We start from the raw sequence: 19,690 nt of genomic DNA on the forward strand, positions 1-19,690 counted from the left end.
CCCTAGGGGGAAGACGATAAATTTCCGAGCGATTCAATGCATCTAATTCATTGATCGCAGCTGGCCGTAACACGCTACTTACTTGATATCGCGGCGTTGCAAAAAAAATATATGCAACCGCAAGCAGCGCGCACACTCCGACTACCAATGCGATTAGTCGCTTTTGATGCCAGATAATTCTTACCAGCTCAGAAAGATCGGCTTCAACTAACGGAGAAACAGGAGGGATACGAAAGCTACTACTCACAACAAAAACCTGCCTTCAAAGAGAAACTGCGGGCTCGTTATGCAGACCAGATTGTGTATTTTTTATACTAATTAGATGACCGCAAAAATCCAGCGTCGCTGCCAAATCTTAAGCGCACAAAATGCCCGTTATCGAGAACAGATTTCATTTTGCCATCTCTCTGACATATTGCAAGCCTTGACAAATCTGTAGGGCAAATCCTAAACAGCGAGGAGTAGCCCTACAAGATGCGCCCGCACGGTATAAAAATCACAGGAGCCAGCGAATACTCAACGAGTCCGACCGGGTTACTGGATTTGCGAGCCGCAGACTGACGAAACAGCGCTTCGAGAAAAAGGCATGCCCTAGGAAATTTATCTGACAGACGGCGCCAATTTTCTTACTGGCCACCTTCATAAATAAGAGGCAGGAAGCTCTAAACGCGCGCCGTAGGAGCGAGTGTACGACGCCGCTTACGCACCATCGCGTTCAACAGCGGCCCCATCAGCATTCCCACAATCAAAGCCATAATCACAAACACCGATACTGGCATCTGCCTGGTAGCAAAGCCAAAGAAAGACAAAGTGGTGACCTGTTGGTTTTCCAGCACAAACGCTAAAACCACCAGCGCAACTACCAGCACCGCCAGCATAACAACAACGCGCTTAATGCCACGCATAACCCCCTCCCCCCAACAAAAACTCAGACGCCTTCTTCCTCTTCTTCATTCACCCGGTCCCGCAATTCCTTCCCCGGCTTGAAGTGAGGAACAAATTTCCCATCCAGGCTAACCGACTGGCCCGTCTTTGGATTACGACCCACACGCGGCGCACGGTAGTGCAGCGAAAAGCTGCCAAACCCGCGGATCTCAATGCGGTCCCCAGTCGCCAGGCACTGGGACATTTGCTCAAGCATGGTCTTGATAGCCAGCTCCACATCTTTGGATGAGAGCAGCCCTTGATGGGTGACAATTCGTTCGATCAACTCCGACTTCGTCATATTTTTCCCTTCTTTTTCAAGCAGCTAGGAAAAGCGCTTCGAAGGTTTTAGCATGACTTGATGAATTTGAACAGTCCGACGGGCAACTTATCTACTGGATAAATGGCGCAGCGCCACATCCTCAATTACAGATCACCAACATGGTGCGAGTCACTGCGCCGGCGGGGTTCCAGCCGAAGAGGTAGTCGCCCTCTTCATCCTTGGCATCACTGGAACGGGTGATCACTTTATAGCCCTGCATTTTGCACTCGCGGGCGGCGCGACTCTCGCACTTACCCCAGTTGTTGCCCAGACCTGAGCAATCGATCTCGATACCACTCACACCATGCCTGGCGTGAGTCTTGGCGCTGGTGGCAGCGCACCCTGCAAGCATTACGACCACGAATACAACGATAAGCCTGTTCATTCAGATCCTTATTGAAGCCACATCACGAGAACCGTTTTTATGAAGACTATATTCAGTTCTGACACTGAACTGTAATCCTTGGTTCTCGGTTGTTGATTCAAGGAATTGCAGGCACAAAAAAGGGCGACCGAAGTCGCCCTTTTTTAGCCTTACAGAACTTAGTTCTGTTTAGCCATTGCTTCGCGCAGCAGGGAGGCCATAGTGGTCTCGCCTGGAGCAGCAGCTTCCGGAGCAGATTTCAGGCTCTGGATGGCTTCTTTCTCTTCAGCATCGTCTTTCGACTTGATGGAGAGTTGGATTACACGGCTCTTGCGGTCAACGCTGATGATCTTGGCTTCTACTTCCTGGCCTTCTTTCAGAACGTTGCGCGCGTCTTCAACGCGGTCACGGCTGATTTCGGAGGCTTTCAGAGTCGCTTCGATATCGTCGGCCAGAACGATGATGGCGCCTTTGGCGTCAACTTCTTTCACGGTGCCTTTAACGATTGCGCCTTTGTCGTTGTCCTGAACGTATTCAGAGAACGGGTCGCTTTCCAGCTGCTTGATACCCAGGGAGATACGCTCGCGCTCTGGGTCAACCGACAGGATAACGGTGTCCAGCTCGTCGCCCTTCTTGAAACGACGAACAGCTTCTTCGCCAACTTCGTTCCAGGAGATGTCGGACAGGTGAACCAGGCCGTCGATGCCGCCGTCCAGACCAATGAAGATACCGAAATCGGTGATCGACTTGATGGTGCCGGAGATTTTATCGCCCTTGTTGAACTGGCCAGAGAAATCTTCCCATGGGTTAGATTTGCACTGCTTGATGCCCAGGGAGATACGACGACGCTCTTCGTCGATGTCCAGAACCATAACTTCCACTTCGTCGCCGACTTGTACGACTTTCGAAGGGTGGATGTTTTTGTTGGTCCAGTCCATTTCGGAAACGTGTACCAGACCTTCAACGCCTTCTTCCAGCTCAGCGAAGCAGCCGTAGTCGGTCAGGTTGGTAACACGCGCGGTTACGCGAGTGCTTTCTGGGTAACGGGCTTTGATAGCAACCCATGGATCTTCACCCAGTTGCTTCAGGCCCAGGGAAACACGGTTGCGCTCGCGATCGTATTTCAGAACCTTTACATCGATCTCGTCGCCAACGTTGACGATTTCCGATGGATGCTTGATACGCTTCCAAGCCATGTCGGTAATGTGCAGCAGGCCATCCACGCCACCCAGGTCGACAAATGCGCCGTAGTCGGTGAGGTTTTTGACGATACCTTTGACTTGTTGGCCTTCCTGCAGGGATTCCAGCAGAGCTTCACGCTCGGCGGAGTTCTCTGCTTCCAGGACGCTGCGACGGGAAACGACAACGTTGTTGCGCTTCTGGTCGAGTTTGATGACCTTGAATTCGAGTTCCTTGCCTTCCAGGTGCGTGGTATCGCGCACAGGACGAACGTCGACCAAAGAACCTGGCAGGAACGCACGGATGCCGTTAACGTCGACAGTGAAGCCGCCTTTAACCTTACCGTTGATAACGCCCTTGACCACTTCTTCAGCTGCGAAGGCTGCTTCGAGAACAATCCAGCATTCAGCGCGCTTGGCTTTTTCACGGGACAGCTTGGTTTCACCGAAACCGTCTTCAACCGAGTCCAGAGCAACGTGAACTTCGTCACCGACATTGATAGTCAGGTCACCAGCATCGTTGTAGAACTGTTCCAGCGGGATCAGAGCTTCAGACTTCAGACCAGCGTGAACGGTTACCCAGCGAGCTTGGTAATCGATATCAACGATAACACCGGTGATGATGGAGCCTGCCTGAAGGTTCAGGGTTTTTAGGCTTTCTTCAAAGAGTTCCGCAAAGCTTTCGCTCATTTTAATTCCTGTTGATAAGGGCGAAGAATACGCCCATCTCCACACCCCAGACGGTGTGGGTCAGTTTCAGTTAAAAGAAGCCACCGCAGGACTATGACTGGTCCCCTGCGGCCTTCTTGATCACCCGGCGATATCGCGAATGGCGATTTCACTCAAGATGCGTTCCAGCACCTGCTCGATGGACAACTCCGTGGAATCCAGCTGTATAGCGTCAGCCGCCGGCTTGAGCGGGGCTACCGCACGCTGGGTGTCACGTTCGTCACGTGCACGGATCTCATCTAGCAGACTCGACAGACTAACACCATCGACTTTGCCCTTCAACTGCAAGTAGCGGCGGCGAGCACGCTCCTCGGCGCTGGCGGTCAGGAAAATCTTCAATGGCGCCTCGGGAAACACCACGGTCCCCATGTCGCGACCATCGGCCACCAGGCCCGGCGACTCCTGAAACGCGCGCTGGCGCTGCAGCAAGGCATCACGCACCGCGGGCAACGCGGCAACTTGCGATGCCCAGGAACCGACTTGTTCGTTACGCAGGTCATCGGTCACATCATCCCCTTCAAGGATGATGCGCTGAGGATGACCTTCCGTCGCGCCGACGAACTGCACATCAAGGTGCGCCGCCAGCAGCTTCAGGGATTCTTCGTTGGTCAGATCGACGCCATGGTTACGTGCGGCAAAGGCCAGCAAACGGTATAGCGCGCCAGAATCCAGCAGGCACCAACCCAGGCGCTTTGCCAGGATGCCGGCGATCGTGCCTTTGCCCGAGCCGCTTGGCCCGTCGATGGTAATCACCGGTGCTTTGATATTCACAATTGAGCCTCTTGGGCAACACGGATGCCGACTTGGGCACACAGTGTAAGAAAATTCGGAAAAGACGTAGCTACATTGGCGCAGTCACGGATGCGAATCGGTGCCTCCGCCCGTAAGGAAGCCACACTGAACGCCATGGCGATCCGGTGATCACCATGGGCATGGACCTCACCACCACCCATTACGCCACCCTCAATGATAATCCCATCAGGTGTCGCTTCACACTTAACCCCCAGCAGCAGCAGACCATCGGCCATGACCTGGATACGATCGGACTCCTTCACACGCAGCTCTTGTGCACCGCGCAATACGGTCCGACCTTCGGCACAGGCAGCCGCGACGAACAGCACCGGAAACTCATCAATCGCCAACGGCACCAACGCTTCTGGGATTTCAATTCCTTTCAACGCTGCCGCACGTACCCGCAGGTCAGCCACGGGCTCGCCGCCGACTTCGCGTCGGTTTTCCAGGGTGATATCCGCGCCCATCAGCCGCAGGATATCGATCACCCCGGTGCGCGTCGGGTTAATACCGACATGCTCCAGCAACAACTCAGAACCCTCGGCAATCGACGCGGCCACCAAGAAAAACGCGGCGGAGGAAATATCCCCCGGCACTTCGATATGCGTCGCCGTCAGTCTGGAACCGGACTCCACCGACGCCGTAGCCCCCTCCACCACCACCGGATAACCGAAACCACGCAACATGCGCTCGGTATGGTCGCGAGTCGGAGCAGGCTCGGTCACCGACGTTTTGCCTTCGGCGTAAAGCCCAGCCAGCAGCAGGCAGGATTTGACCTGGGCACTGGCCATCGGCATCGCATAGCTCACACCTTTGAGCACCTTACCGCCGCGAATGGTCAGCGGCGGGCGCCCCTCCGGTCCGGTCTCGATCACTGCGCCCATTTCCCGCAGTGGCTTGGCCACGCGACTCATCGGACGCTTGGACAGCGAAGCGTCGCCGGTCAATACACTGTCAAAGCTCTGCGCCGCCAACAAACCAGAGAGCAAGCGCATGGACGTACCCGAGTTACCGAGATAAATCGGCCCCGGCGCGGACTTCAAACCATGCAAGCCCACCCCGTGAATAGTCACGCGCCCATGGTGCGGGCCTTCAATGACCACGCCCATATCGCGAAACGCCTGCAAGGTCGCCAGGGCGTCTTCGCCTTCCAGGAAGCCTTCGATCTCGGTCACGCCGTCGGCCAGTGAACCCAACATGATCGACCGGTGGGAGATCGACTTATCACCCGGCACCCGGATGCGCCCGCTCAAGCGGCCGCCCGGATTGACGAGGAAGGTCAACTCTTCTGCGCTCACTGCGGTTTCCACGTAAGCCCGGCGCGCCAGGATCTTGCTGAAATGTTCACGCGCCATCCGCGCACGGGTGAACACGCCCAATAACTGATGGCCATCCCCGGCATCGACCGCATCACGCAAGGCGTCGAGATCACTGCGGAAGGTGTCCAGGGTGCGCAACACGGCCTCGCGATTGGCGAGGAAGATGTCGTGCCACATCACCGGGTCGCTGCCGGCAATGCGCGTGAAATCGCGAAAACCACCGGCGGCATAACGGAAAATCTCGAGGTTTTCGTTGCGCTTGGCCAGGGAATCCACCAGGCCGAACGCCAGCAGGTGCGGCAAATGACTGGTCGCCGCCAACACTTCATCGTGGCGCTCAACCTGCATATGCTCCACATCCGCACCCAGCTCGCGCCAGAGACGATCCACCACCGCCAGCGCTGCGGGGTCGGTCTGCTCAAGCGGCGTAAGGATGACTTTATGACGACGGAACAGCTGTGCATTGGAGGCTTCCACCCCACACTGCTCGGATCCGGCAATCGGATGCCCCGGCACGAACCGCGCAGGCATACCGCCAAAGGCCAGCTGCGCAGCACGCACCACATTGCCTTTGGCACTGCCGACATCCGTCAGGATCGCTTGACCCAGGTCCATCCCCGCCAACAACCCCAGCACCTTCTCCATCGCCAGGATCGGCACCGCGAGCTGGATCACGTCCGCGCCCTGGCACGCCAGCGCCAAGTCCGCCTCACAGCGATCCACCACACCCAACTCGACCGCCAGCTTGCGCGATTGCGGGTCCAGGTCCACACCGACCACTTCGCCACACAGCCCGCTTTCACGCAGGCCTTTGGCGAAGGAGCCACCGATCAACCCCAGGCCGACCACCACCAGGCGACCGATCATAGGCACAGCAGGTTGCAATGCAGTGACATCAACCACGAGCCAGAACCTTGGCCAGCGCCTCCAGGAAGCGGGTGTTTTCGGCCGGCAAACCGATGGTGATACGCAGGTGATTCGGCATGCCGTAGTTGGCCACCGGGCGCACGATCACGCCTTCGCGCAACAGGCCCTGGAACACTGGGGCCGCCACTTGGCCGAGATCGACGCAGATGAAGTTGCCTTTGGAGGGAATCCAGCCCAGGCCCAGTTCACGGAAACCGTCCTGCAACTGCAACATGCCGCTTTCGTTGAGGCGACGGCCTTCTTCCAGGTAGTCGGCATCCTTCACCGCCGCACAGGCTGCCGCCAGGGCGAGACTGTTGACGTTGAACGGTTGACGCACGCGGTTCAGCACATCGGCAACCACCGCAGTCGACAGGCCATAGCCCACCCGCAACGACGCCAGACCATAGGCTTTGGAGAACGTGCGCGACACCAGCAGGTTCGGGTAGGCCGCCAGGAAGTCCAGGCCATCGGGCAGGTCGCTGCCTTCGGCGTACTCGATGTAAGCCTCGTCCAGCACCACCAGCACGTGCTCGGGCACGTCTTGCAGGAAATCGTCCAGCGCTTGCGCGTCGAACCAGGTGCCGGTTGGATTGTTCGGGTTGGCGATAAACACTACGCGGGTCTGGGCGTCGATGGCTGCCAACATGGCCGGCAGGTCGTGACCCCAGTCCTTGGCAGGAATGACCCGTGCGTCTGCGCCAACCGCCTGGGTGACAATCGGATACACGGCAAACGCGTGCTCGCTGAACACGGCGTTCAAGCCGGGTGCCAGATAGGCGCGACCGACCAGCTCAAGAATGTCGTTGGAGCCGTTGCCCAAGGTGACCTGGTTCAGCTCAACCCGGCACTTTTCAGCCAACAACGACTTAAGGGCAAAGCCATTGCCATCGGGATAGCGAGTCAGTTCGGCCAGCTCTTCACGAATCGCCGCCAGTACTTTAGGGCTCGGGCCCAGCGGGTTTTCGTTGCTTGCCAGCTTGACGATCCTGGACGGATCCAGATTCAACTCACGCGCCAACTCGTCCACAGGCTTACCCGGGACGTAAGGCGACAGTTGTTGCACGCCCGGCTGTGCCAGGGTGAGGAAGTTGCCACTCATGTTAAAGCCTCACAAAACCGCTTTCGGGTAAGAGCCCAGCACCTTGAGTGCCACGGCTTCCTGACTGATTTGCTCCAGCACACCTTTGACCAGCGGGTCGCGATGGTGGCCAACGAAGTCGATAAAGAACACGTAGGTCCATTTACCGCTGCGCGAAGGACGCGTCTCGATGCGTGTCAGGTCAATCCCGTTATCGTGGAACGGCACCAGCAGTTCATGCAGCGCGCCAGGCTTGTTACTCATGGACACGATGATCGAGGTCTTGTCGTCGCCGGTCGGAGGCACTTCCTGGTTACCGATCATCAGGAAGCGCGTGGAGTTGTCCGGACGGTCCTCGATTTTCTCGGCCAGGCGCGTCAGGCCGTACAGGCTCGCCGACATATCCCCGGCGATGGCTGCCGAGTTCCACTCGCCCTTGACCCGCTTGGCCGCTTCGGCGTTGCTGGACACCGCCACGCGCTCGACATTCGGGTAGTGGGCGTCCAGCCACTTGCGGCACTGGGCCAGGGACTGGGCGTGGGAGTAGATGCGGCTGATGCTGTCGGTCTTGGTGTTCTCGCCCACCAACAGGTGGTGGTGGATGCGCAGCTCGACTTCGCCGCAGATCACCATGTCGTGTTCAAGGAAGCTGTCCAGGGTGTGGTTGACCGCGCCTTCCGTGGAGTTTTCCACCGGCACCACGCCAAAGTTCACCGCACCGGCAGCCACTTCACGGAACACTTCGTCAATCGCAGCCATCGGCTTGCTGATCACGGCGTGACCAAAGTGCTTCATGGCGGCGGCCTGGGTGAAGGTGCCTTCCGGGCCGAGATACGCCACTTTCAGCGGCTGCTCCAGGGCCAGGCACGACGACATGATTTCACGGAACAACCGCGCCATCTCTTCGTTGCCCAGCGGGCCCTTGTTGCGTTCCATCACGCGCTTGAGCACCTGGGCTTCACGCTCAGGGCGGTAGAATACTGGCACTTCGCCTTCCGCCAGGGACGCCATCTTCACCCGCGCTACTTCCTGGGCACAGCGCGCACGCTCACTGATCAGTTCCAGGACTTTCTCGTCCAGGCTGTCGATGCGTACACGCAGGGCCTTGAGTTCTTGCTCAGACATTAGCCGTGTTCCTTTTCGAACTCTGCCATGTAGGCAACCAGCGCGTTGATCGCGTGGATGTCGACGGCATTGTAGATAGAGGCGCGCATGCCGCCGACGGAACGGTGGCCCTTGAGGTTCAGCAGGCCGCGGGCGTCGGCACCGGCCAGGAACGGCTTGTCCAGGCGGTCGTCAGCCAGGCGGAACGGCACGTTCATCCACGAGCGGTCGGTCAGGTTGATCGGATTGCTGTACAGGCCACTGGCGTCGATGAAGTCGTACAGGGTGCGCTTCTTCTCTTCGTTCAGTTTGCCCATGGCCGCCACGCCGCCCTGCTCCTTGAGCCACTCGAACACCAGGCCGGACAGGTACCAGGCGAAGGCCGGCGGCGTGTTGTACATCGAGCCGTTGTCGGCCGCGACCTTGTAGTTGAGCATGGTCGGGCACAGCGCGCGCGCGCGGCCCAGCAGGTCCTCGCGGATGATGTTGACCAGGATGCCGCTCGGGCCGATGTTTTTCTGGGCGCCGGCGTAGATCATGCCGTACTTGGACACATCGATTGGGCGCGAGAGGATGTCCGAGGACATGTCGCACACCAGCGGAACGTCGCCGACTTCCGGCACCCAGTCAAACTCCAGGCCGCCGATGGTTTCGTTGGCGACGTAGTGGACGTAGGCCGCGTCCTTCGACAGCTTCCACTCGTTCTGACCGGGGATGGCGAAGTAATCGTACGGCTTGGCGGTGCCGGCGACATTGACGTTGCCGTAGCGCGAGGCTTCTTCGATGGCCTTCTGGCCCCAGATACCGGTGTCGATATAGTCGGCAGTGCCGCCTTCCGGCAGCAGGTTCAGCGGCAGCTGGGCGAACTGCTGGCTGGCGCCGCCTTGCAGGAACAGCACTTTGTAGTTGGAGGGGATGTCCAGCAAGTCACGCAGATCCTGCTCGGCCTTGTTGGCAATGGACACGAACTCGTCGCTGCGATGGCTCATTTCCATCACGGAGAGGCCTTTTCCATGCCAGTCGAGGAGTTCACCCTGCGCACGCTGCAGGACTGCTTCAGGAAGCGCCGCGGGACCGGCACAGAAGTTATAGGCTCTCTTGCTCACATCCAATCTCACTCTGATCTGGTGGGGCTGCAATCATGTTCGGCAACGACCTTTCTCTGGAGCGAACCCTTGTGGGAGCTGGCTTGCCTGCGATAAGGGCGCCTCGGTAGCACAGTGATACCGCGGCGCTGCCATCGCAGGCAAGCCAGCTCCCACATTGACCGCGTCCAGCCAAAGGACGTGTTATTTCAGAAGGGACAAACAACAAGGGGGCGAATCTTCATCCGCCCCCTGTGTGTCCGCTTATTCCTGCGGTTCTTCTTCGTCTGCGGCAGCGTCGAGTGTTGGCTCGTCGACGTTGTCATCGCCAGCGGCGATCACCTCGCCGTCAAATGCCTCGCCTTCCAGCTCCTCGCCTTCGACTTCCGACGGTTCCTGCACGCGCTCCAGGCCCACCAGCGTCTCGTCGCTGGCCAGCTTGATCAAGGTCACGCCCTGAGTGTTACGGCCCAGGCTCGACACTTCATCCACACGGGTACGTACCAGGGTGCCCTGATCGGAAATCAGCATGATTTCCTCGCCATCGAGCACCTGCACCGCGCCGACCAGACGGCCGTTACGGTCGTTGCTGACCATGGCGATAACGCCCTGGCCGCCACGCTTGTACTCAGGGAACTCGCTGATGGCGGTACGCTTGCCGTAGCCACGCGCCGAAGCGGTGAGGATCTGGCTGCCTTCTTCCGGGATCAGCATCGAAATCAGCTTCTGCCCTTCCGGCAGACGCATGCCGCGCACACCGCGGGCGGTACGGCCCATGGCACGCACGTCGGATTCCTTGAAGCGCGTGACCTTGCCACCGTCGGAGAACAGCATGACTTCACGCTCGCCATCGGTGATGGCAGCGGAGATCAACACGTCGCCTTCGTCCAGCTCAAGGGCGATCAGGCCCACGCTGCGCTGGCGGCTGAAGGATTCCAGCGGGGTCTTCTTCACGGTGCCTTTGGCGGTGGCCATGAAGATGAAGTGACCTTCGGTGTATTCCTCGACCGGCAGCATGGTGGTGATGTATTCATCACTGTCCAGCGGCAGCAGGTTGACCAGTGGGCGACCACGGGCGGCACGGGAGGCTTCCGGGATTTCGTAAGTCTTGAGCCAGTACACCTTGCCCTTGCTGGAGAACAGCAGCAGCGTGGTATGGCTGTTGGCGACCAGCAGGTGAGCGATGTAGTCCTCATCCTTCACGCCGGTAGCCGATTTACCTTTACCACCACGGCGCTGGGCCTGGTACGCAGCCAGCGGCTGGGTCTTGGCATAGCCACCGTGGGAGATGGTTACCACGCGCTCTTCTTCCGGGATCATGTCGCCCAGGGTCAGGTCGAGGCGCGCATCGAGGATCTCGGTGCGACGCACATCGCCGTATTCGGCGCGGATCACTTCCAGTTCTTCGCGGATCACTTCCATCAGGCGCACGGCGCTACTGAGGATGCGGATCAGCTCGCCGATCTGGTTGAGGATCTCCTGGTACTCGGCCAGCAGCTTCTCGTGCTCCAGGCCGGTCAGACGGTGCAGGCGCAGTTCCAGGATGGCCTGAGCCTGTTCCGGCGACAGGAAGTACTTGCCTTCACGCAGACCGTATTGCGGGTCCAGGGTCTCTGGACGGCACGAGTCGGCGCCGGCACGTTCAACCATGGCCACCACGGCGCTGGATTCCCAAGGCGTGCTGATCAGCGCTTCCTTGGCTTCCGATGGAGTTGGCGAGGCTTTGATCAGGGCGATCACCGGGTCGATGTTCGACAGCGCAACCGCCTGGCCTTCCAGGATGTGGCCGCGTTCGCGAGCCTTGCGCAGTTCGAAGACGGTACGGCGGGTGACCACTTCGCGACGGTGACGGACGAAGGCTTCCAGCAGATCCTTGAGGTTCAGGATGCGCGGGCGGCCGTCGATCAGTGCAACCACGTTGATGCCAAACACACTTTGCAGCTGGGTCTGGGCGTAGAGGTTGTTGAGGATCACCTCAGGCACTTCGCCACGGCGCAGCTCGATCACTACGCGCATACCGTCTTTGTCGGACTCGTCGCGCAGTTCGGTGATGCCTTCGAGCTTCTTCTCTTTAACCAGCTCGGCGATCTTCTCGATCAGACGCGCCTTGTTCAGCTGGTACGGGAGTTCGGTGATGACGATCTGCTGGCGGCCACCGACCTTGTCGATGTCTTCGATGATCGAACGGGCGCGCATGTAAATACGGCCACGACCGGTGCGGTAGGCTTCGATGATGCCGGCACGACCGTTGATGATCGCGGCGGTCGGGAAGTCTGGACCGGGGATGTATTGCATCAGCTCATCGACGGTCAGCTCAGGGTTGTCGATGAGGGCCAGGCAACCGTCGATGACTTCACCGAGGTTGTGCGGCGGGATGTTGGTGGCCATGCCCACGGCGATGCCGCTGGAACCGTTGACCAACAGGTTGGGAATCTTGGTCGGCATGACGGCCGGGATCATTTCGGTGCCGTCGTAGTTCGGCACCCAGTCCACGGTTTCTTTGTGCAGGTCGGCCAGCAACTCGTGCGCCAGCTTGGTCATGCGCACTTCGGTGTATCGCATGGCCGCAGCGTTGTCGCCGTCGACCGAACCGAAGTTACCCTGGCCGTCTACCAGCAGGTAGCGCAGGGAGAACGGCTGGGCCATCCGAACGATGGTGTCGTACACCGCAGTGTCGCCGTGAGGGTGATACTTACCGATCACGTCACCGACAACACGGGCAGATTTCTTGTACGGCTTGTTCCAGTCGTTACCCAGCTCGCTCATCGCGAACAGCACACGCCGGTGCACGGGCTTCAAGCCATCGCGCGCATCAGGCAGTGCCCGACCGACAATTACGCTCATCGCGTAGTCGAGGTAGGACTGTTTCAGCTCGTCTTCGATATTGACCGGGAGGATTTCTTTGGCCAGTTCGCCCATGAGAAGCCTGATTCCTTTTTCGGGTGAAACCTCGTCACATCCATATGGGACGAACGAAGCTCGCCGCTGCCGGCACGGTGCCTGACAACGACTTACGACAAATCAACGAGTTATGACACGGATCTGCACGTTTAAGGCCTCCCCTCGGGGCGGCCCTGGAAACCGCCGGATGTTATCACAATCGCCGCCACGCACCTATCCCCCTGATGCGCATGGAGCATAGTTAGTTGACGGGTGACAGGCTTGAGGGGGACGAGAGGGGCTCAGAGCTGGGTTGGGGTGGTTTTCCGGGGGCAGATCCGAGGGATTTATTGACCTTGAGGGCCAATCGGGGGCACGCCCCCTCCCACACTTGAATTGTGAATGCATTCAAAATGTGGGAGAGGGCTTGCCCCCGATAGCTATCTAACAGACACCAACGCCATCAATGCAGCCGCTTACGGCACATCAACCTGGCCAATTTGGCCACATCCGGCCGCTCGACAATGCCCTTTTCGGTCACGATCACATCGATCAAATCGGCTGGCGTCACGTCGAAAACCGGGTTGAGCGCCTCCACCCCCAATCGCTGCCCAACGATGTCCAGCAACTCGCCCGAGTCCCGCTCTTCCAGCGCGACGTCATCGCCAGTTGCCATCATCAAGTCAATGGTCGAACTCGCCGCCACCACCATAAAGCGCACCCCATGGTGCATGGAGCACACGGCCAGTTGGTAGGTGCCGATCTTGCTGATCACATCGCCATTGGCCGCAATGCAGTCGGCGCCGACAATCACCCAGGTCACGCCCTTGGCCTTGAGGATATGCGCGCCTGCCGAGTCCGCATTCACCTTGACCGGGATGCCCTCGCCCGCCAATTCCCAGGCCGTCAGCCGCGAGCCTTGCAGCCAGGGCCGGGTTTCGTTGGCGTAGACCTGCTCGACCATGCCTTCAAGGTAAGCCGCGCGAATCACGCCAAGGGCCGTACCGACGCCGCCCGTAGCCAAAGCGCCAGCATTGCCATGGGTGAGGATCGCCTGCGCGTTACCCTGGTGCTTGCGGATCAGTTCGGCGCCCAACTGGGCCATGGTGAGGTTGGCTTCGCGGTCGCTTTCATGAATCGCGATGGCTTCGGCCTCTAGCACCGCCAGCGGATCAGCGTGCTTCTTGACCCGGTCCAGACGGTCGCGCATGCGCTTCAGCGCCCAAAACAGATTCGATCCGGTCGGTCGGGTATCGGCCAATAGTGCGTAGTCCTCTTCCCACGCCGCTTGCCAGTCAACGCCTTCGGCAATTCGCTCGCGGGCGGCGATCACCAAGCCATACGCAGCACTGATACCGATGGCCGATGCACCGCGCACTGTCATCGAGCGGATGGCCGCAGCCACCTCATCAACCGTGGAGCAGGCGACCCAGCTTTCCCGGGACGGCAAGGCACGCTGATCGAGCAGGTGCAGCACGCCATCGCGCCAATCGATGGCCTTCACTTTCTCCGCAGCCAACAGCCGATCGCGCATTCCCTACTCCGCACTCATGAACAAAGCCGCCGATTATAGCGATCCGCCAGCCAGGACGCTCGGGTATACTTCGCCCTTCTTTTATAGCTGCCTGGGAAGAAGCCTTCGATGACCGCCACTGCCGCCCCGCTCGACTTGTTGCTATTGCCGACCTGGCTGGTACCCGTCGAACCTGCTGGCGTGGTGCTCAAGGAGCATGGCCTGGGCATCCGTGACGGGCGTATTGCCTTTATCGGCCCACGGGCGGCGGCGCTGAAGCTTTCAGCAACAGAAACACGCGAGCTACCGGGCATGCTACTCAGCCCCGGCCTGATCAACGCCCACGGGCATGCGGCGATGAGCCTGTTTCGCGGCCTGGCCGATGACCTGCCGCTGATGACCTGGCTGGAAAAGCACATCTGGCCCGCCGAAGCCAAATGGGTCGACGAGGCGTTCGTGCGTGATGGCACCGACCTGGCCATCGCCGAGCAACTCAAGGGTGGCGTTACCTGTTTCTCCGACATGTACTTCTACCCCAAGGTCGCCAGCGACTGCGTACACAACAGCGGCATGCGCGCGCAGATCGCGATTCCGATCCTCGACTTCCCGATCCCCGGCGCCAGTAGCGCCGATGAGGCGATCCGCCAGGGTATCGAGTTGTTCGGCGACCTCAAGCACCACCCACGTATCAAGATCACCTTCGGCCCTCACGCGCCATACACCGTGTGCGATGACAACCTGGAGAAAATCCGGGTGATCGCCGAGGAGCTGGACGCCGCGATCCATATGCACGTTCACGAAACCGCCTTTGAAGTGCAGCAAGCTGTCGAGCAGACCGGCGAGCGACCATTGGCGCGCCTGGGCCGCCTTGGGCTCTTGGGCCCACGCTTCCAGGCCGTTCACATGACCCAAATCAGCGAGGACGACCTGGCTTTGCTGGTAGAAAGCAACACCAGCATCATCCATTGCCCGGAATCGAACCTGAAACTGGCCAGCGGCTTTTGCCCGGTGGAGCGCTTGTGGCAGGCTGGCGTCAATGTGGCCATCGGCACCGATGGCGCCGCCAGCAATAACGACCTGGACCTGCTGGGTGAAACCCGCACAGCAGCGATGTTGGCCAAGGCCGTCGCCGGCTCTGCCACTGCACTGGACGCCCACCGCGCGCTGCGCATGGCTACGCTCAACGGCGCGCGGGCCATGGGCCTGGAGAACGAGATTGGCTCGCTTGAAGTGGGCAAGGCCGCGGATATCGTCGCCTTCGACCTGTCGGGGCTGGCGCAACAACCGATCTACGATCCGGTCTCACAGCTTATATATGCCACCGGACGCGATTGTGTGAAACACCTTTGGGTCGCCGGCAAGCAGTTGCTCGACGACCGGCAATTGACCCGCATAGATGAACAACAGCTGACCGCCACGGCCATTGCCTGGGGCCAGCGCATCAGCGGACACAGCGAATAACGAAGGTTTTGAACCCCTGAGTTCAGGACTGACAACCCGATTTATCAGATTTAGAGGATTCACCATGAGCAACGTCGACCACGCCGAAATCGCCAAATTCGAAGCCCTGGCTCACCGCTGGTGGGACCGCGAAAGCGAGTTCAAGCCCCTGCACGACATCAACCCGCTGCGGGTCAACTGGATTGACGAACGCGTCAACCTGGCCGGCAAAAAGGTGCTGGACGTGGGTTGCGGCGGCGGCATCCTCAGTGAAGCCATGGCCCAGCGCGGCGCTACCGTGATGGGTATCGACATGGGCGAAGCGCCGTTGGCCGTGGCCCAACTGCACCAGCTGGAATCCGGCGTGAGCGTGGAATACCGCCAAATCACCGCCGAAGCCCTGGCCGAGGAAATGCCCGAGCAGTTCGACGTGGTCACCTGCCTTGAGATGCTGGAACACGTGCCGGACCCGTCGTCGGTGATTCGCGCCTGCTTCCGCATGGTCAAGCCGGGTGGCCAGGTGTTTTTCTCCACCATCAACCGCAACCCCAAGGCCTACCTGTTCGCGATCATCGGCGCCGAATACATCATGAAGCTGCTGCCGCGCGGCACCCACGACTTCAAGAAATTCATCCGTCCGTCCGAGCTGGGCGCGTGGAGCCGTCAAGCCGGCCTGACCGTCAAGGACATCATCGGCCTGACCTACAACCCGCTGACCAAGCACTACAAGCTGGCCAACGACGTTGACGTCAACTACATGATCCAGACCCTGCGCGAGGAGTAAGCCTGTGAAGTTGCGAGCGGTTCTCTTCGATATGGACGGTACCTTGCTGGACACCGCGCCGGACTTTATCGCCATCTGCCAGGCCATGCGCACCGACCGCGGCCTGGCGCCGATCAACCCCGAGCATATCCGCGACGAAATCTCCGGCGGTGCGCGGGCGATGGTCGCCGTGACCTTTTCCATGGACCCGGAATCCCCAGGCTTTGAAGAACTGCGCCTGGAGTTCCTGGAGCGCTACGTCAAAGGTTGTGCGATCCACAGCAAACTGTTCGACGGCATGGCCGAGCTGCTGGAAGACATCGAGAAGTCCAAGCTGATCTGGGGCGTGGTCACCAACAAACCGCTGCGTTTTGCCGAACCGATCATGCAGCAGTTGGGCCTGGCCCAGCGCTCGGCGCTGTTGATTTGCCCCGACCATGTGAAAAACAGCAAGCCGGACCCGGAACCGATGATTCTGGCCTGCAAGATGCTCGACCTGGACCCCGCCAGCGTGCTGTTCGTGGGCGATGACCTGCGGGATATCGAGTCTGGGCGTGATGCGGGTACGCGCACCGCAGCGGTCACTTACGGCTATATCCACCCGGACGATAACCCGCGCCACTGGGGCGCCGATGTGGTGGTGGATCACCCGCTGGAACTGCGCAAGGTGCTGGATAACGCGTTGTGCAGTTGCTGATGGCGCACTGAATCTACAGACCAATGAAGATCCAATGTGGGAGGGGCGGCGCGACGGTTCGACTTGCCCCCGATAGCGGTGGGTCAGCCTGCACCTCTATTGCTGACAGGCCCTCATCGGGGGCAAGCCCCCTCCCACAGGGGACCTGTGCTGTTTCCAAATTGGGTGTTTGCAACCTGCTGAATTTTGTCGAGGCTATTTATGTTTGATTACTCCGCACGTCCAGAATTGCTCAAAGGCCGGGTCATCCTGGTGACCGGCGCCGGTCGCGGGATCGGCGCGGCGGCGGCGAAGACCTACGCCGCCCACGGCGCCACGGTATTGCTGCTGGGCAAGACCGAAGCCAACCTGGCCCAGGTGTATGACGAGATCGAAGCCGCCGGCCAGCCTCAGCCAGTGGTGATCCCGTTCAACCTGGAGACCGCCCTGCCCCATCAATACGATGAGCTGGCAGCGATGATCGAGAAAGAATTCGGCCATCTCGACGGCGTCCTGCACAACGCGTCGATCATCGGCCCGCGTACGCCAATCGAGCAGTTGTCCGGCGAGAACTTCATGCGCGTGATGCATGTGAACGTCAACGCGATGTTCATGCTGACCAGTACGTTGCTGCCGCTGCTCAAACTGTCCCAGGATGCGTCGGTGGTGTTCACCTCCAGCAGCGTTGGGCGCAAGGGCCGGGCGTATTGGGGGGCTTACGGCGTGTCGAAATTTGCGACTGAGGGCCTGATGCAGACCTTGGCCGATGAGCTGGAAGATGTTGCGGCAGTCCGCGCCAACAGCATCAACCCAGGCGCTACGCGCACCAGCATGCGCGCCCAGGCGTATCCGGGGGAGAACCCGACGGATAACCCGACGCCGGAAGAGATTATGCCGGTGTACCTGTACCTGATGGGGCCGGACAGTACGGGAATTAATGGGCAGGCGTTCGACGCGCAGTAGTCGGAACGCAGCAAGATTAAATGTGGGAGGGGGCTTGCCCCCGATGGCGGTGGGTCAGTTGAACAATTCTTCACTGACCCACTGCAATCGGGGGCAAGCCCCCTCCCACATTTGTATTGCGGTGTGCTTGAGGGGTTAGTTTTTTACTACTTCCTCGAGGGTAAAGCGGCCCAACGGGTTTTGCAGGAAGTTGCTGATATTGCTGCGCGAGATGTTGATGTACGGGCTGTAGTACAGGTCAATCCAGTTCACGTCCTGCTTCGCCAGCTTCTGCAATTCCACATACATTTGCTCACGCTTGACCGGATCGGCCTCGATGCGCGCTTGTGCCACCAGCTCCTTGACCTTGTCGTTCTTATAGCGGGTCATGTAGTTCTGGTTGGTGTCGTGGCCCAGCACGAACGTGGTTTTCTGGTCCGGGTCGAGGATGTCGTTGGTCCAGTACATCACCGAAATATCGTACTCACCGTCCACCAGCATCTGCCAGCTTTGGGTCGGGTCGACCTTTTGCAGGTTGGCGGTCACACCGACCTTGGCCAACTGGTCCTTGATGATCACCGCGATTTGCTCGTCGGCTTCGTTGCCGGCGTTGACCACATAGTTGAGCTTCAAGTCCTTGGCGCCGGCCTGCTCCAGCAGCTTCTTGGCAGCGGTAGGGTCGTACGGGCGTTGCAGGTTGTTGGCGTAGTGGTACAGCGAGCCTTTCGGGATGTAGGAATAGGCCACAGTGCCTTGACCGAAAGTGGCGGTCTTCACCAACGATTGTTTGTCGATGGCCATGTCCAGCGCTTGGCGCACCTCGGGCTTGGCCAACAAGCCGTGCTCGTGGTTGATCAACAGGTGATCTTCACGGGTCGATGGGTCGGAATGCACCACCACGTTCTTGTCTTTCTTCAGCTCTTCAACCCGGGAGAAAGGTACAAAGATCGCGGTGTCCAACTCGTTGTTCTGCACCATGCGCATGCGGGTATTGTCGTCGGTCACCGAGACCCACTCCACGCCGTCCAGGCTGACGTTCTTGGCTTGCCAGAAGTTCGGGTTCTTCTTGAGGATGACGCGATCGCCTTTGCGCCACTCGTCCACGGTAAACGCACCGGAAGTCACCGGGTTTTCCGAGTAGGCGTCTTCGCCCAGCTTGGTCATGGCTTTTTCCGACAGGATCGACACCGTCGGCGAAGCCAGTTGGGAAAGGAAAGCTACAGCCGGAGTCTTCAGCGTAACCACCAGGGTTTTCGGATCAGCCGCCTTGGCCGTGTTGATCAGGTTGAAGGGGTCAGCCCACAGCGAGGCCTTGTTGTCACGGATACGCAGCAGGCTGAACGCCGCATCGTCAGCGGTGATCGCCGAGCCATCCGAGAACTTCGCATCACGCAGCTTGAAGGTGTAGGTCAGGCCATCCTTGGAAATTTCCCAACTTTCTGCCAGCCCTGGTTCCATCTTGGTGCCCAGGTTATCCACGCGCACCAGGGTGTCGTAGACGTTGGCGAATACCCAGGTGTCGCGGTTTTGCGCGCTTTTGATCGGGTCGAACGTGGTGCTGTCTTCACGGCAGCCGATGGTCAATACACCGGCGGCTTGCGCCAGCCCAGCGGTGAGGGACCAGGCGGTCAACGTGGCGGCGGCAAGCAACTTCAAGTGGCGCGATTGCATG

General features: G+C 59.4%; 17 protein-coding genes. 4 read left to right on the top strand and 13 right to left on the bottom strand.

The features are described from left to right. The 12 genes from DYL61_RS00005 to mtnA all read right to left on the bottom strand — a co-directional run. On the bottom strand, nt 1-247 hold a 247-nt coding region (locus DYL61_RS00005), incomplete at its 3' end, for a Wzz/FepE/Etk N-terminal domain-containing protein (protein WP_238704506.1). A gap of 415 nt (nt 248-662) precedes the next feature. Then, on the bottom strand, nt 663-905 hold the full coding sequence (locus DYL61_RS00010; RefSeq protein WP_135306681.1) for a lipopolysaccharide assembly protein LapA domain-containing protein: 243 nt from the start codon (nt 903-905) through the stop codon (nt 663-665). A gap of 23 nt (nt 906-928) precedes the next feature. Beyond that, nucleotides 929-1,225 (bottom strand): integration host factor subunit beta, encoded by a 297-nt coding sequence (ihfB, locus tag DYL61_RS00015; protein WP_003189779.1) that lies wholly within the window; start codon nt 1,223-1,225, stop codon nt 929-931. Between the two features lie 121 nt (nt 1,226-1,346). Continuing rightward, nucleotides 1,347-1,631: a hypothetical protein gene (locus DYL61_RS00020; RefSeq protein WP_135306682.1), complete on the bottom strand. Its 285-nt coding sequence runs from the start codon at nt 1,629-1,631 to the stop codon at nt 1,347-1,349. 158 nt (nt 1,632-1,789) lie between these two features. Continuing rightward, a complete protein-coding gene (gene rpsA / locus DYL61_RS00025; protein ID WP_135306683.1) occupies nt 1,790-3,478 on the bottom strand; it encodes a 30S ribosomal protein S1 in 1,689 nt (562 codons plus the stop codon). A 120-nt stretch (nt 3,479-3,598) separates the two neighbouring features. Beyond that, complete coding sequence (cmk, locus tag DYL61_RS00030; protein WP_135306684.1) at nt 3,599-4,288, bottom strand: (d)CMP kinase; 690 nt, start codon at nt 4,286-4,288, stop codon at nt 3,599-3,601. After that, complete coding sequence (locus DYL61_RS00035; protein ID WP_238704510.1) at nt 4,285-6,495, bottom strand: bifunctional prephenate dehydrogenase/3-phosphoshikimate 1-carboxyvinyltransferase; 2,211 nt, start codon at nt 6,493-6,495, stop codon at nt 4,285-4,287. Before DYL61_RS00035 ends, cmk begins: the two co-directional genes overlap by 4 nt. Before the next feature lie 28 nt (nt 6,496-6,523). Further along, the gene (hisC, locus tag DYL61_RS00040) at nt 6,524-7,636 is read right to left on the bottom strand and encodes a histidinol-phosphate transaminase (RefSeq protein ID WP_135306686.1); all 1,113 of its coding nucleotides are present in this window, start codon (nt 7,634-7,636) and stop codon (nt 6,524-6,526) included. Between the two features lie 9 nt (nt 7,637-7,645). After that, complete coding sequence (gene pheA, locus DYL61_RS00045; protein WP_033902524.1) at nt 7,646-8,740, bottom strand: prephenate dehydratase; 1,095 nt, start codon at nt 8,738-8,740, stop codon at nt 7,646-7,648. After that, nucleotides 8,740-9,825: a 3-phosphoserine/phosphohydroxythreonine transaminase gene (gene serC / locus DYL61_RS00050; RefSeq protein ID WP_135306687.1), complete on the bottom strand. Its 1,086-nt coding sequence runs from the start codon at nt 9,823-9,825 to the stop codon at nt 8,740-8,742. Before serC ends, pheA begins: the two co-directional genes overlap by 1 nt. Before the next feature lie 243 nt (nt 9,826-10,068). Then, entirely contained in the window at nt 10,069-12,723 is a 2,655-nt protein-coding gene (gyrA, locus tag DYL61_RS00055) for a DNA gyrase subunit A (protein ID WP_135306688.1), read from the bottom strand. 424 nt (nt 12,724-13,147) lie between these two features. Then, entirely contained in the window at nt 13,148-14,218 is a 1,071-nt protein-coding gene (gene mtnA / locus DYL61_RS00060; protein WP_135306689.1) for an S-methyl-5-thioribose-1-phosphate isomerase, read from the bottom strand. 108 nt (nt 14,219-14,326) lie between these two features. Here mtnA and DYL61_RS00065 point away from each other — a divergent pair, with 108 nt between their 5' ends. The 4 genes from DYL61_RS00065 to DYL61_RS00080 all read left to right on the top strand — a co-directional run bounded on the left by DYL61_RS00065 (nt 14,327) and on the right by DYL61_RS00080 (nt 18,039). Next, nucleotides 14,327-15,658 (top strand): TRZ/ATZ family hydrolase, encoded by a 1,332-nt coding sequence (locus DYL61_RS00065; RefSeq protein ID WP_135306690.1) that lies wholly within the window; start codon nt 14,327-14,329, stop codon nt 15,656-15,658. A gap of 64 nt (nt 15,659-15,722) precedes the next feature. Next, nucleotides 15,723-16,421 carry a bifunctional 2-polyprenyl-6-hydroxyphenol methylase/3-demethylubiquinol 3-O-methyltransferase UbiG gene (gene ubiG, locus DYL61_RS00070; RefSeq protein ID WP_003189760.1) on the top strand — a complete coding sequence of 233 codons (699 nt, stop codon included), beginning with the start codon at nt 15,723-15,725 and terminating at the stop codon, nt 16,419-16,421. 4 nt (nt 16,422-16,425) lie between these two features. Next, the gene (gene mupP, locus DYL61_RS00075) at nt 16,426-17,097 is read left to right on the top strand and encodes an N-acetylmuramic acid 6-phosphate phosphatase MupP (RefSeq protein WP_135306691.1); all 672 of its coding nucleotides are present in this window, start codon (nt 16,426-16,428) and stop codon (nt 17,095-17,097) included. 201 nt (nt 17,098-17,298) lie between these two features. Next, entirely contained in the window at nt 17,299-18,039 is a 741-nt protein-coding gene (locus tag DYL61_RS00080) for a YciK family oxidoreductase (protein WP_135306692.1), read from the top strand. 135 nt (nt 18,040-18,174) lie between these two features. Here the strand turns inward: DYL61_RS00080 and DYL61_RS00085 are convergent, their stop codons facing one another. Further along, nucleotides 18,175-19,689 carry an ABC transporter substrate-binding protein gene (locus DYL61_RS00085; protein ID WP_105696673.1) on the bottom strand — a complete coding sequence of 505 codons (1,515 nt, stop codon included), beginning with the start codon at nt 19,687-19,689 and terminating at the stop codon, nt 18,175-18,177. Nucleotide 19,690 lies beyond the last annotated feature (1 nt).

Source organism: Pseudomonas nabeulensis (assembly GCF_004682045.1).
Taxonomy (GTDB): domain Bacteria; phylum Pseudomonadota; class Gammaproteobacteria; order Pseudomonadales; family Pseudomonadaceae; genus Aquipseudomonas; species Aquipseudomonas nabeulensis.

What these genes read in the sequence shown, in the direction of transcription:
- DYL61_RS00010 (WP_135306681.1), bottom strand. Translation starts at nt 905, where the DNA reads ATGCGTGGCATTAAGCGCGTTGTTGTTATGCTGGCGGTGCTGGTAGTT.
- ihfB (WP_003189779.1), bottom strand. Translation starts at nt 1,225, where the DNA reads ATGACGAAGTCGGAGTTGATCGAACGAATTGTCACCCATCAAGGGCTG.
- DYL61_RS00020 (WP_135306682.1), bottom strand. Translation starts at nt 1,631, where the DNA reads ATGAACAGGCTTATCGTTGTATTCGTGGTCGTAATGCTTGCAGGGTGC.
- rpsA (WP_135306683.1), bottom strand. Translation starts at nt 3,478, where the DNA reads ATGAGCGAAAGCTTTGCGGAACTCTTTGAAGAAAGCCTAAAAACCCTG.
- DYL61_RS00035 (WP_238704510.1), bottom strand. Translation starts at nt 6,495, where the DNA reads ATGATCGGTCGCCTGGTGGTGGTCGGCCTGGGGTTGATCGGTGGCTCC.
- hisC (WP_135306686.1), bottom strand. Translation starts at nt 7,636, where the DNA reads ATGAGTGGCAACTTCCTCACCCTGGCACAGCCGGGCGTGCAACAACTG.
- pheA (WP_033902524.1), bottom strand. Translation starts at nt 8,740, where the DNA reads ATGTCTGAGCAAGAACTCAAGGCCCTGCGTGTACGCATCGACAGCCTG.
- gyrA (WP_135306688.1), bottom strand. Translation starts at nt 12,723, where the DNA reads ATGGGCGAACTGGCCAAAGAAATCCTCCCGGTCAATATCGAAGACGAG.
- mtnA (WP_135306689.1), bottom strand. Translation starts at nt 14,218, where the DNA reads ATGCGCGATCGGCTGTTGGCTGCGGAGAAAGTGAAGGCCATCGATTGG.
- DYL61_RS00065 (WP_135306690.1), top strand. Translation starts at nt 14,327, where the DNA reads ATGACCGCCACTGCCGCCCCGCTCGACTTGTTGCTATTGCCGACCTGG.
- ubiG (WP_003189760.1), top strand. Translation starts at nt 15,723, where the DNA reads ATGAGCAACGTCGACCACGCCGAAATCGCCAAATTCGAAGCCCTGGCT.
- DYL61_RS00080 (WP_135306692.1), top strand. Translation starts at nt 17,299, where the DNA reads ATGTTTGATTACTCCGCACGTCCAGAATTGCTCAAAGGCCGGGTCATC.
- DYL61_RS00085 (WP_105696673.1), bottom strand. Translation starts at nt 19,689, where the DNA reads ATGCAATCGCGCCACTTGAAGTTGCTTGCCGCCGCCACGTTGACCGCC.